The 14,768-nt window shown below is 44.9% G+C and carries 6 protein-coding genes; all 6 read right to left on the reverse strand.

Going from position 1 to position 14,768, the window contains the following annotated elements:
- Positions 1-42: 42 nt before the first annotated feature.
- Positions 43-5,892, reverse strand: a complete 5,850-nt coding sequence (locus SPB21_RS07915; RefSeq protein WP_499866238.1) for a beta-ketoacyl synthase N-terminal-like domain-containing protein — start codon at positions 5,890-5,892, stop codon at positions 43-45.
- Between the two features lie 133 nt (positions 5,893-6,025).
- Positions 6,026-9,580, reverse strand: a complete 3,555-nt coding sequence (locus SPB21_RS07920; RefSeq protein WP_499866239.1) for a non-ribosomal peptide synthetase — start codon at positions 9,578-9,580, stop codon at positions 6,026-6,028.
- A 41-nt stretch (positions 9,581-9,621) separates the two neighbouring features.
- Entirely contained in the window at positions 9,622-11,148 is a 1,527-nt protein-coding gene (locus SPB21_RS07925; RefSeq protein WP_499866240.1) for a 3-oxoacyl-[acyl-carrier-protein] synthase III C-terminal domain-containing protein, read from the reverse strand.
- 167 nt (positions 11,149-11,315) lie between these two features.
- Positions 11,316-11,762, reverse strand: a complete 447-nt coding sequence (locus SPB21_RS07930; protein ID WP_499866241.1) for a holo-ACP synthase — start codon at positions 11,760-11,762, stop codon at positions 11,316-11,318.
- A 31-nt stretch (positions 11,763-11,793) separates the two neighbouring features.
- Positions 11,794-13,116: a salicylate synthase gene (locus SPB21_RS07935; protein WP_499866242.1), complete on the reverse strand. Its 1,323-nt coding sequence runs from the start codon at positions 13,114-13,116 to the stop codon at positions 11,794-11,796.
- Between the two features lie 82 nt (positions 13,117-13,198).
- A complete protein-coding gene (locus SPB21_RS07940; RefSeq protein WP_163695970.1) occupies positions 13,199-14,767 on the reverse strand; it encodes a benzoate-CoA ligase family protein in 1,569 nt (522 codons plus the stop codon).
- Position 14,768: the final 1 nt, after the last annotated feature.

Genomic DNA, 14,768 nt, shown 5'->3' on the forward strand with positions numbered 1-14,768 from the left:
TGAGAAATTATTCCATGAACTATAATTTTCGTTTAGAGCAGCTCAAGCTTGTTGGGCAGCAAGTTGCTCGGCTTCTTGCTCATCTAAAGCTTCTAATTCCTGAATGAGTATATTTTCAATCAGAACAGTTAATTCAGATACCGTAGGACACTCAAACAGGCTACGAACTGGTATCTCAATCTGAAAAATATCGCGTAATTGGTTGATTAAAATATTACCAGTTAGAGAATCACCCCCCAGAGCAAAAAAGCTGTCGTGAATACCCACTTGCTCAAACCCTAGTAATTCTTGAAACTTCTGAGCCAGTTTGTTTTCTAAATCACTGCTGGGTGCAATATAAACATTTTTAAGGCCAGCAGGTCTTTGATATTTGGGTTTGAGTGTTTCACTATTTGTGGGCGTTAAAGGGACCGGCGCTTGCTCACGCGTATCCGCTAGGAAATCTTGAGTTGAAATAATAACTTGAGGCTCTGTACTACTTGATAAAATGCGCTCAAAAATCGCTACTCCTTCCGCAGGTGTCATACCAGTTCTGAATGCTTCCTCAGCAGTTGCCTCATGTTCTTGCTGAACCGTCACAGCTGTGCCAACCCCCTGCCAAACATCCCAATCAACACTTCTGATAAACCATCCATATCGATAGGTGCCGTAATGGGCAAAACTATCGAAGAAGAAATTTTCAGCGCTGTAATCAACTAGACCAGCTTCGGGCGTTAATGTTCTCAAAGATGAACAGAGTATCCAAAAATCTAACTCGTTATCTTTAAGTAACTGCTCCAAGACTCTAATGCCTTTTACCTTAGGTGCCATATCAACAGCAACAACATCTTGAGTCTTGAGTTGTATAATCCCGCCTCCACGCACAAAAGCAGCGTGAATTACCCCCTGAATTTGACCAAACTGGGTACATGCCTGCTCAATGACCGTTTGCATTTGTTCTAGATCGGTCACATCAGCACCCACAGCCATTACTTCTGCACCCAGACTTTCTAGATGCTGAATTTGACGAATTTTCAGGCTGACACTCTCCTGCTGCCCGTGGGTGGCTAACCAATTTGACCAATTATCACGCTCTGGCAGGGATGAGCGTCCTGTTAGAACCAGTTTGGCCTGGAAGTTTTCGGCTAGATAGGTTGCTAATGTTAGCCCCACACCTCCTAGTCCACCCGTAACCAGGTAAACGCCTTTCTTTTTTAACCTGGATTGTTTCTTGTTGACTGTCCCCAAATGCATCGATTCAAAGGTTTGCACCCAGCGATGACAACCGCGATACGCAATCATTGGCGTAGAGGAGATGGGATGATTAAATTCCATCAGTAACCGATCCACCAACTGCTGTTGTTGATAACCCTTTGTAGTCGGTAGCACAAGGTCAATACAACGGCACTGGATGTGAGGATACTCGGTCGGAATAACCTGACAAGGCCCTAAAACTAAGGCCTTTTCTGGGCAAATATCTTCTGTTCCGGTTAGACCTTGTAAATTGTTGGAGACAATATTTATTTCCAGAGTGTCTTTGAGATTATGTTCTCCCAGGGCCTGTGCTATAAATAACAGACTGTAAAATCCTAAGGTCTCAGCAACTTTGTGCTCATTTTCTGTATTGACCAGCCATAAATGGATGATTTTTTGAGGTAATAAATTCAGTGCCAACAGCTCATTGAAAAGGGTTTGATAGTCCCCAGGTCGCTGTGGATTAATGCTATAGGTGTGCTGCTTGTCGTGGTCAATATCCCTGGCAAACCCTTCTCCAATTTTAACGACAACCACCTCATGCTCTTCCGGTGTCAACTGCTGGATAATTTGCTCTCCTAACTCACAATCATCCATAAATACTAACCAGCACCCTGCACTGGTCTGAGGTGTCCAGGATGGTAGGGGTGATCGCTGCCAGGAAGGGGTATAGAACCAGTCTGACATGTCTGGCTGCTTCTGATCGGAGACAGACTGTTTCCCTGAAGAGACAGCTGGAATTTCTTTAAGCTGACTAAAGGCTGGAGGAGCAGAGGGTGTTGCGAGGGCCGATGCTTGGGCAACTAAAATATGCTCACCAAACGCAGGAAACTCTGAAAAAGCTTCAACGTTATCAAATCCATGGACAGTTAATATGTCTTTCCATTGTTGTTTAGATAAGTAAGGATCGCCCATATTACGCTGCCCCGTTGCATCAGCAATCGGCTGCATCAAGACGCCATCCATGATGTCAGCTTCTAAGCGAGCTTCTGTAATTTCCCACAACAGGAGTATACCGCCAGGAGCCAGTAATGAACGTGCATACTCCACCGTAGCATCTATATCCTGGGCAACATGAAGGACATTAAATGCAATCAAAAGATCAAAACCATTGGCCGCATATCCTTGCTCCTGGGGTGCTTTTTCAATATCCAAGACTCCGTAATTAATAAAGGAATATTGACTAAACTTCTGTTGTGCAATACTCAAGAAAAAGCTGCCGACATCGGTAAACGTATAGTCAGTTTGGGAGGCTGGCAACAGTGGCAACACCTTTTCGGTAGCGCTACCGGTACCCGCCCCTAGCTCTAAAATTCTCAGTTTGTTATTAGCCGGTAGAGCGTCAACAATGGTTTGGATGATAGAAACTAGAACTGGCTCGTAATAAGGCATTGAGGGATACTCTGGTACGGTATACCCTGCTTCCTGTAGCCGCATGGAGAAGTGAAATTCTAGGGGCTGTCGTTCTCCCGTAAGAATAACTGGCAGATTCATGCCATAAATGTGATAAATATCGTCGATCCATTCTGGCGAGATTACATCAGCAGACTTGGCTTGAACGTCGGCTAAGCGATGACTAATTGTTTCAGGTGCCAAAGGCTCTAATTGGCTAAATTGACCCGATTCATCCCGTTGTAAACAGCCCTGAGCAACCAACACATCTAACCACCGTGCTAACAGTTCCTGATAGCGGGGAATAACCCTGGTTTGTTCGAACAGTGCCTCTAAGGTGTAAGTTTGCGTAGGTTGTTGAAATGCCCCTAGCTGCCTGAAGGCTTGATTCATATAGGCGGTGCAGAGACGATCAAGGGCCTGTCTGTAATTTGCATGAGTATGGCTATCTAACGTTTGGACACCATCTAACGCCTTGCTCTGTGCGATGGATACAAGCGATTGCCAAAATTCTGGCGTAGTCAATCGTGACTGTATAGATGACTCATCTGGAGCATCAACCCAATAGTGCTGACGCTGAAATGGATAGGTGGGTAGGGGAATGCGGTAGCGCTTGTGCTGGGCTGAGATAGCTGACCAATCAATATCAACGCCTGCTAGCCAGAGTTGGGCCACCGTATTCAGAATAAAGGCTTTATCTGATTGGGATTCATAGGCATTACGCAGCGAGGCAAGGGCGATTTTTTCAGTGGCAGCGGCCTGGTCTAGACACTGTAATGCGAGGCTACTGAGGGTTTGTCCAGCCCCAATTTCCAATAGAATTGGCTGTTGCTCTTGCCATAGTGCCTGTACCTGATCGGCAAACCGCACTGGTTGGCAGAGATGCTGTATCCAATAGTCCGGATTTGTAACCTGGTCTGGCGTGATCCAGGTTCCAGTGAGGTTAGAGACGTAGGGAATATTAGGGGGCTGTAGGTTAAATCCCGCAACCAATGTCCTAAATGCTGGCACAATAGCTTCCATCATATGGGAATGGAACGCATGGGAAGACTGTAAACGTCGACAGGCCAGTCCTTGTTCAATTAACTGCGTTTGTAGTTGATCGATGACGTCTGGTTCTCCGGCAACTACACATTGAGTTGCACCATTCACCGCCGAGAGGGATATTCTCTCATTCAGCAGGGGCTGTACAGCTTCTGCTGAAAGCGGCACTGCTAACATGGCTCCGGGGGGCAGTTGGGCAATCATCTCGGCCCGTTTAGCTACGAGTGTCAGGGCCTCTTCCAGAGATAAGACGCCGGCAAGGGTGGCAGCAACATACTCACCAATGCTATAGCCCACCATGGCGCTGGGGTGAATCTCCCAAGATTGCCACAGTTTTGCCAGGGCATATTCAATGACAAAAATAGCAGGTTGGGTTAAGTGAGTTTGGTTGAGTACACTGGTATCTTTGCCATCAGCCTGGCGATCGCGACCCAGCATCTGACGCAAATCAAGTTTAGGCGCTTGAGCGGCAGCGTCGGAGATGACAGCAGATGTATCTGTGGACTCAGCGCTTTGGGGTGGAAAAATAATCTCTCTTAAATCTATCCCTAAGAGAGGGTCTAAAATTTGGCAGCAGTTGTCGACCTGTTGGGCAAAGATAGGCTCAATGTGATAAAGCTCTTTAGCCATGTCTTCATAGTGACTGCCCAAGCCTGTAAACATGAAGGCAATCGGGCGTTTTTGAATGGCTTGTTCCGTAGTTAAGATGCGTTTTGGATCCTGTAAAGCTGCGATCGCATCTTCGACCGACCGGGCTATCACTGCTCTCTTATGGGAAAAGTTCTGACGCCCCCGCTGTAATGTGTAGGCAACATCTGCTAGATCAACCTGGGAATGTTGCTGTAAATACTGAATTAAATTTGTTGTACTTTGCTCTAAAGCGGCCTCTGTTTTAGCCGATAGAAGTAGTAACTGCCAAGGACTATCCCCATCGATCGACTGTTCCCGATCTACCAAAGCACTCTGAGGAGCCTCTTCCAAAACCACATGGGCATTGGTTCCACCAAAGCCAAACGAACTTACCCCTGCGCGGCGAGGGGTGCCATTGGTTTTCCATTCCGATAACGTTGTATTAACAAAGAAAGGGCTATTGTCAAAATCAATTTGGGGAGAAGGTGTCTCAAAATTAACGTTCGGAGGGATACATTTACGATCTAAACAGAGCACGGCTTTAATGAACCCTGTGATTCCTGCGGCAGCATCCAAATGACCAATATTGGTTTTAACTGAACCTAAGGCACAATATCCCTTTTTTTCAGTGGCAAATGCATGGGTAAGCGCTGCAATTTCAATGGGATCCCCCAACTTTGTGCCAGAGCCATGGGTTTCCACATAGGTGACAGTTTCTGGCTCTACTTCTGCCATTAGTTGAGCAGACTGAATAACTCGCGACTGAGCCAGTTCGCTGGGAGCGGTGTAGCTCACCTTAACAGCCCCATCATTGTTGGCAGACATGCCCTTGAGCACAGCATAGATATAATCTCCATCGGCCAACGCTTCTGACAACCGTTTGAGGACAACAACTCCCACCCCATTACCTCCAACGGGACCGTTGGCACGGGCATCAAAGGCCCAACAATGTCCATCGGGGGAAACTCCCTCCGGACATAGGGTCATGGCGTTTTGGGGGGCTTTGATGGAAACCCCAGCTGCCAGGGCCATATCACATTCGCCACTGAGCAGACTTTGATAGGCCAAATTTACAGCTATCAGCGAACTGGAGCAGGCCGTGCCAACGCTGATGCTGGGACCGTTGAGATTTAATTTGTAGGAAACACGTGTGGGTGCGTAGTCTTTATCAGAGGCCAGTAGGATGGGAAAATATCCCATCGTTTGATGCAAATGGTTCGGCAACAGGTTATACAACAGATAGGTGCTTCTACCAACGCCCGCATAGACACCAATGGTGGCCATTTCCTGTTCAGGATCGTAGCCCGCATTTTCCAATGCTTCCCAGGCACATTCTAAAAAGAGGCGATGCTGGGGATCCATGATTTCAGCATCCCTAGGATTGATACCAAAGAAAGAGGCATCAAAGAGATCGATATCCTCCAATATGGCCGCAGCCTTGACTGAGTCGGCTGAAGAGTCTTCTGAGAAAATCGAGACAAATTCTTGTCCTGCCACCAAATTTTGCCAAAAAGCCTCAATGTTACGACTACCAGGAAAGCGACCAGCCAAACCGATGACGGCGACCTCTAAACCATTTTGTTCAACTGCCATGGCATTTTTTATGGGGGTAGATGGAATAATACGGATTGTAGTTATTACACTTTGGGAAGTGTGGATGGTTGAAGAAGAATCAAAATATGTGCTTTAAAGCACGATTGCTAAGACTATTGATCTCAAGTTACCCTTATCGATTCTTGCGGACTTTGTTTGTCCTGACCTTAATAGCTTTAGCGCGTTGTAGCTGTTGCTTAAGTCTCTGTTTACCTTCACTGAGACTAACTGCTACTTGTTGCTTGTCTAACGGTTTGCTGGTTGGAGAGATTGACGCTGGGCGATGATGGGCCGATAGATAGTCAGCTAGCCTATGAATAGTGGGATACTTGAACAAATCAGATAGTGATATTAATTCTACCTCATTGACTAAGCGTTCTTTCAGTCTATTGAAAACCGTGGTAATCAGCAGTGAGTTACCACCAACCTCAAAAAAATTGTGGTCTACTCCCACCTTATCTATATTTAAGGTGTCTTTCCAGATCTCACAAATTGTTTTTTCAAGTTCATTTTGAGGGGCAATATAGTCAACTGTTAACCCCGACACCATGTCGTTAGGTAATGAGAGTGCCTGACGATCTATTTTACCGTTAGCTGACAAGGGTAATGCTTCAACAATCACAAACACTGATGGGATCATGTAGTCAGGTAGATGAGCCCTTACGAACTGCTTGAGTTCATCCACCGTAATGCTCCCATGTGGAACGATATGGGCGACTAACCGCTTTTCATTGAGGTGTTTGCCGACTACGCTGACTAAAGCTCGATTGACAGCCCGATATTGCCCTAAAACTGCCTCGATTTCTCCCAGCTCGATGCGATAACCCCCTAGTTTTACTTGAAAGTCTTCCCGGCCTAAAAATTCGATATCGCCATCGGGTAGATAACGACCTAAATCACCTGTGCGATAAAGTCGTTCGCCACTGTCTGGATGGGTGATAAAACTAGCATTAGTCTTAGATTCATCTTGCCAGTATCCTTGGGCAAGACCCACACCGCCAATGTAGAGATCGCCTGGTACCCATGTGGGACAAGGTTCTAATCGCTGATTGAGTACGTGGAAACTCTGATTTGTTAGAGGACGACCATAGGGAATACTTTTCCAGGTTGGCTCTACAGTATGAATGGGGTAGAAAAGAGACCAAATAGAGGCTTCCGTTGCTCCGCCTAAGCTAATAACCTGGACATCAGACACGAGGGTTTGAATGTGAGGTGGTAAGGTGAGGGGAATCCAGTCTCCACTTAACAATACCAAACGTAGGGAGCTGAGTATAGCCGTGTGGTTGCTTGTAGCATCAACCAGCATTTGCATCAGGGCTGGCACAGAATTCCAAAGGGTGATCTGGTGTTGGCTAATTAAATCTATCCAGTGGTCTGGCTCCTTGAGTTGTGAGGCCTGAGGCAGAATAATGGTTCCCCCTGCGGCCAACGTGCCAAAGATGTCGTAAACCGACAGGTCAAAGCTGAGGGATGATAGGGCTAGAATACGATCGCACGTCCCCACTGAAAACCGCCTATTAATATCTAAAATCGTATTAACTGCACCACGGTGGCTAATTTTGACCCCCTTGGGCGTGCCCGTAGAGCCTGACGTATAGATGAGATAGGCCAGATCATCAATTGTCTGTACCGGTTCAAGCGGTGGCAGTGACTGCCCATAACAGTCTTCACGATTCAACCTATTAAGGTTGATAATATGAACCCCTGTGGGCCAAGAGATTTTTTCATTTAGCCAGGACTGAGTCAGAACAATCTGTGCTCCACTATTGTCCAAAAGATAGGCTCGACGCTGATCAGGCCAGCCAGGATCAATCGGTACATAGGCTGCACCAGCCATCAAAATACCTAGAACAGCAACAATTTGTTCCCATCCTTTTTCCATGGCTACGGCCACTAGCTGGTTAGGTCTAACCCCAATCTCTCTGAGACGATGACCGACCTCATGGGCAAGACTATAGAGTTGTTGATAGGTTAGGGTACAGGTTTGGTCAATGACCGCACAGTGTTGAGCTTGCTGACGGACTTGCTTAATAAATAAGGTATGTAACCATTCTGACGTAGTAATACTTGCTTTAGCAATGGAAGCATCACCAATAGCTCTGCTATTGAGTTTATCTCGTTGCGCCAACTGCGGCTGCGGCAGAATCTGTAGACTCGCCTTACCCCAAACAGTTGTGTCAGTAGCTAGTTGCTCTAGCAAGGCACAATAAGCCTCAAACATATCACCAACTAGATTTACAGGGAAAAGCTCCTCAACCACATCCCAGTTAAACGTTAAAGTCCCTTGTTCATCCCAAACTTGAATATCCATCCAAGCTTGAGATGCCTGGGCACTCCCATAAACCAGCTGACCAAAGTGGTTAAACGTAGCCATTTTTTGGCCCAATGCTTCCATGCCTAACGTGCTAGTGAACACAATAGGCATGGCTTTGGGGGTAGTATGCTCCCTCTGGTTTAGCTCTCGAGTGACCCGCACCCCATTAAAATAGCTATGTTCTAGGTCCTGCCATAGCTGTTGTTGAATAGACTGTGCACGTTCACGAAAAGATTTACCTTGGGCATTATCAACAGCCAACAGCGTAACCGAGGTAAAGTTCCCTAGAATCTCACTAATTTGCGAGTGCAACGGTAAACGATTAAAAGAAGCAACATTAATCACAAACTGTAGCTTTTTACTCCATCGCCCCAAGACTTCAGCAAAACTAGCCAACAATATGCCTGTTGCCGTTAAACCAGCTTGTTTTGCCAGCTTTTGTAACTGTTGCCAATCTTGGGACTCTAATCGACTTTCGTAACGCTGGCATCGATATTGCTTTAGGTCCTTAGGGTTTTGAGTGAGGGGTAAATCCGGTGGCCCAGGAAAATTATCTAGCCGTGAGAGCCAATAATGACGAGAGCGTTCGTACAAGTTGGTTTGTGATATTTTTTGCTCACCTAAGACAAAATCTCTATAGGATAATTCCAATGCAGGCAGGGCTAGCTCAGGATTTTCATAAAGCTTAAACCACTCGTCAAAGAGGAGAAATAAACTCCATGCATCAAAGATAAGTAAATCATAGCTAACATGTAATCGAACTCGCTGTTCTGGTAGTAAGGTTGCCCGAAAATCAAATAGGGGCCATTGATCAGCTGGCAACACTTGATGGGAAAGCTGATCTCGGGTGGTTTTAACGTGAGCATCAACTTGGTCCATCGGTTGTGACCTTAAGTCAATTACCTTAATCTGATAGGCAGGTACTTTCTCTAAGATTTTCTGTTGACCATCCGACATGACGACGGCTCGTAACATATCATGTCTGCGAATCACCTGATTCAGTGCTTGATTAAGCCTGACGATATCTAGATTGTCACCGTCAATTTCATAATAACCATGGTTAGAGACGCCACCAAGTTCTAACAGACCACTACGGCCAATCCAAAAAGCATGTTGTAAATCTGTTAAAGGAAAAGGCTGATGACGGTCCTGAGGGGCAGGATTCACAGAGGGTAATGCATGGGTAACGGTATCGAGAGTAGCGTTACCCAATAAGTCCAGAATCTCCGACTTCTGCTGTCCTATACGTTTTTTCAATTCTGGGGTAAGTACTCCTTGCGGGGCACGAATATGTAGTTGTGACTTATTATTTTTGTCTATCCATAGTTTTACACCTAATTCGGAAAGCTCCAGTAACATTTGCTGTAAATCCATCGCTTCTCCCCCTGGTTGCTCCCTGTTTGAAGTATTGAATGTCAAAGAATAATTTCTTGTAAATCTTCTCCAGCATCAGCACTAGAACTCTGAGCAGTTAAATTATTAACAATCAATTGATTCAATATAAATCTCGCTAATAGGGAAATCTTGTCGTCCTGGAATAACTTGGCTATGGGAACTTGAATGCCCAGATCAAACTCAATTCTTCGCTTGATTTCTAAAGCCATTAAAGAGTCAACTAAATATCTAAGAGATTCATCCGATTCGAGGTGAAGATCAGGATGCTGCAACAATTCCCTGAGGATTTCTAACAGGTAAGTTTCCAAGAGAGGTCTTTGAGCCTTTGATTCAGCAGCTAGAATTTTCTCCCGATAAGGATGGACTTGAGCTTCTTTCTTGCCACTAATTAGAGAAACTGGCTGAGGGGCACACTGCTGAAGGTGCTCAGGTTTCTCTTGCTCTACAACAACTTGAATAGGAGGAGCAGGAGACGGGCCTAGACCAGTACACCCCCAGCGAATGACCATAGCAGCAGCTGTTGCACCAGCTCCATTACTATAAACTAAGACCAAATCATTTTCGCAAATTTTACCGTCCAGGACCCCATGGTAAAGATTGGCGATGGGATAAACAGGTCCGATATTGGCATAGCGTGGATAAAGATTAATCACACGTTCTGAATTGATGCCCAAGGCTCGGGCACACACCTGGCTGTACCATGGTGTGGGAGTACTAAACGCAAAATAGTCAATCTGCTCTAGGGTGACTCCTGCTGCTTTAATCGCTTCTGTGCAGCAGTCGCGGACAAAATCGACAGCTGTTGCCGCTAACATACTCATATTCTCACCTGTACGGGTGAGATAGCGTGGGTTACCGGCCTGATCAATCACCAATTCATGGATATAGGCACCGCAGGTAGATGCCGTATTAACGGCTTTACTACCGAGTAACCCCTGACCTGGCTTTAAAGCCTCAACCACAAAAGCCCCCGCACCATCACCCATGGACCAAGCCAGCGTATCCGATGGTTCGACAGCATGGGATCCAAGGTGAGAAGCGACAACTAACACCTTGGCATATTCCCCTGTCTGAACTAAAGCACAGGCATTCTGTAGAGCTATTAAAGCTCCGGAACAGGTTGAGTCTAAATTCCAGGCAGGAATACTGAGCCCTAACTGATTGGCAAGAGCGACTGCATTGCCCCCACCTGCACCTTTAGAGAAAAGTGAACTAACAACAATCAGATCAATCTGATTTGATGCAAGCTTGCTAGCATCTAAGGCAGCTTTTGCAGCCGCGCACTCTAACATCAGCGAAGACTCATGCTCATCGATGACTCTTCGTTCAACATTGCCTCGAAATGGATCCGATAAATACGGAGCAACAGCCCGAGACCAAATATCCAAATTGTTTAGCGTAGGATTTTCTTGAATAGATTTTCTCACCCGTCGATCACGCGGCTGAGGAATCAGCTCAGGATACTTTTGCCGCCAATAATCATTTGTGCGAATAGTCTTAGGAAAACTCACCGCCAGTGAGCTAATTCCTGATTGATAGACAGTCATGGAACACGTTTACACTCACATAATCACGTTGTCTTTGAACAAATTCATTGAAAAATGGATAGAATCCATGGACTAGACAGGAAAGATGATGACATCAAGCTCTTTGTTCTAATAAGAGTTCATGGTGTTATGGCACATAGCGTAGTCACTCGTGTTGAACTTGTTTTTCACCTTGAACTAAGGGCGATCGCACTTGCGATGGCATAAGTCGATGTGTGACTAATACTTAACAACCAAGTTTTAATCCCCAGCTGACGTGCAACCTTGTGAACTTTGCCCTTAAGAACCACTAATGGCTGACCACTGGGCAGTTTCTGAATATCAATGCTTTGCCAAGAATTTTCAGGAACATTATCTCGACCCAGTGCTCTGACGGCTGCATTTTTCCCGGCCAAACGACCTGCAAAAAAATGTAAACGGCGAGTACCTACAAATGCATTACGCTGCTCTTGTTCTGTGAAACAATGCTGCTCTAGCGATTTACCTAGCTGATCCCTCAGTAGTTGGAAACGACTAATGTCTACTAGATAAATGCCGTGACTCACCACATTAGAATAATTAGGGTGACCATCAGATAAACTTTGAGAAATTTGCCGTTCGATATCTATCATCATTTCCGGCATTTCCATTGGTAGCACCTGTTATCTAAGGCTTGAGTACTAAATTGGTGAGCATGGTATTCATTTTGTTGACCGACTCGGTATATTCCTTCTCAGGAACTGATTCAGCAACAATTCCGGCACCAGCATTTAAATAAATACGGTCTCCATATTGATAGGCAGAGCGAATTGCGATCGCTAAATCTGCTCTACCACAACTATCCACCCAGCCAATTCCACCAGCATAGATACCTCTAGGTTGAGACTCTAGGCGATCAATCCATTCCAGGGCTTTACCCTTATTGATACCAGAAACCGTAATACCTGGAAATAAAACCTTCAAAGCATCCCAGAATGTCTTATCTGGTTGCAGCTGACCACCGACCCTGGACGACAGATGTTGTACGCAGCGATATCGCTTAACCTCCATAAAGTTGAAAATCTGAATTGTTCCTGGCAAGCAAATAGCCGTAATTTCATCCTGTGCTAACCAAACAGACAACGCATGTTCTTTAACCTCTTTAGCATCGGTAAACAACTCAGCACTCAATTTTAAATCTTCCTCAAGGGTATTCCCACGTGGCCGAGTTCCAGCTAAAGGATTAGTTGTCACAAAACCATCTTGGCTCACTTCTATCAGTGTTTCAGGGCTAAATCCAACAGCCTGTATATTCTCAAAATCCAGACAGTAAGAACGAGCTGCATTATTAACCTTGGCCCCCACTATATAAGTGCCTAAAACATCTAAATTCCCAGTAAATTCACGCGACCGTGCAATAATCGCCTTATGTAAATGTCCCCCTCGAATAGCATCAATCATTTCACTGACTGACTTTTGATATGTTTCTTGATCGCCACTATCAAGGGTGAGTGATACTGACTCAAGGTTGGGTAGGTCAGCATTAACAAACAGCTGATTTCTAACTTTTTCTAGGGATTGTGTTGTCTTGATTTTTACTCCTTCCTTAGTAAAATGCAATTCGGTTTCAGGAATGAGGAAGTGGCAAAGCGGTTGACTAATTGACTTCGAATATGAAGAGTAGAAACGAGTGATGTCAAAGGCAACATAACCATAGGCTGTCCAATTTTCAAGGGCTAAAGAATTCAGAAGATCCTCAACTTGTTTCAGGGGATCGCTAATGGGTTCCGATTTGGATATATCTAAGCCTTTTAGTGAAACCTCCTGCTGACTTACCGAAACCCTCGCCAATTCACCACCAGCAATACGGGTTTCATCGTTTGCCACATACATGGCGTATTTAGAAAAAATGCCTGCTTGAAGGAGGTTATTTAAGACAACGGTTGGTTCTCTTGTACCGGGAATGAATGTTTCATAATACTTAGTTGAGGGTTTGAATTCCAATACCATGGGAGAACTCCTAATTAGATTTGCACGTCATTTGTCAATGGTTTAAACCTTGTCCTACTGTCAATGACATTCAGTAGAAAAGTTAATGGGAAATGGCGAGTGCTTCATCATTAGCTAACTTATTTTTTAGCTGTTGACGATGGATTTTGCCTGTGGATGTACGAGGTAAGCTATCTAAAAAATAGATTCGCTTAGGTGTTTTAAAATGTGGTAAGCGTTGTTTAGCAAACTGATAAATGGTTCTTTCTAACTCCAGGGTAGATGATTGTTGAGATTTGAGCCTAATATAGGCAACAACTTCAGTCAATTTTTCACCTTGTTCAGCGGAGGACGTAACAGCTACCTCATGGATTTGTGGATGCTGATGTAAGACATCTTCTATCTCCAATGGCGAAATCCATTGGCCATTTACTTTAAATAGCTCATCTTTGCGCCCAACAAACCAGAAAAATCCGTCACGATCACGCCTATATCGATCTCCAGTTCTCATCGTAGAACCGCTGATTGCCTTACGTGTTTCCTGTAATCGATTCCAATACCCCAACATTAAACTTGGACCACTCACTTGTAACTCGCCAATTTCTCCAATGGAGCAAGGTAATCCATTTTCATCCACAACTTGCACCTCGTATCCCGGCAAAGGTTGTCCAGAACTGCCTGGCTTTGATTTACCTAGCTGATTAGAGAGAAATATATAGAGCAATTCAGTGGTACCAATTCCCTCGCAAATCTCTAGATGGTGAGCATCAAGCCACTTCTGCCAAATGCTTTTAGGAAGCTGCTCTGCCGCCGATATACACAGACGCAACGACGACACATTAAAGTTAGAGATTTCCTCTATCTCTAATATATTGGCATATACGCTTGGTATTCCGAAGAAAACCGTTGGTCGAAAATATTGAACATCATCAACAATGTCAAAGGCATTGCTAGCATCAGACAAAATTGAGCCAGCACCTACTGTCATAGGTAAATACAGACTATTGCCTAAACCATAGGCAAAAGCCATACTGGCTACGGAATAGATAATATCATCTTGGGTTAACCCAATCGTTTCTTGGCCATAATGCTGGGCACAAAAAAGAAAATTTTGATGGGCATGAATTACGCCCTTAGGACGACCCGTACTACCCGATGTATAAAGCCAGAAGGCCGCCTCATCAGGGGATGTCGATGCATGAACTGTCGATTCTTGTCTTTGTTCAACTATGGATAGAAACGGATTTTCCCCATCCACAAGTAAAACATGACGCAAATAACTCAGCGAGGTAATACTGATCTTTTCTTGCCATGCCTGAGTTGTTAAGAGAACCCTACTTCGAGAATCTTGAAGGATATAGTCCACATCCTCCAAAGAGCAAGCAGGATTGATCGGAACTGGTATGGCTCCCAACCAAATGGCACCCAAAAAGAAAAATACCCACTCAACTCTATTCTCGAGTAGAATGGCCACTCGGTTTTCTTGCTCTATGCCTAGCTCGGACAATACTTGCGCGCTACGTTTTACCAGACTACTAACCTGTGCATAGGTATAAACTGCAGACTTGCTATAAAAGGCAGCCTTGTCACGACAATCTCGATTGAAATTGTTTTCAAGCAAGTAAGCAGCAAGATTAAAAGTATCAGGTAATTTTTGGTAGGTACCTATCATA

The organism is Leptothoe sp. ISB3NOV94-8A, assembly GCF_043421595.1.
Taxonomy (GTDB): Bacteria; Cyanobacteriota; Cyanobacteriia; order Phormidesmidales; family Phormidesmidaceae; genus Leptothoe; species Leptothoe turfae.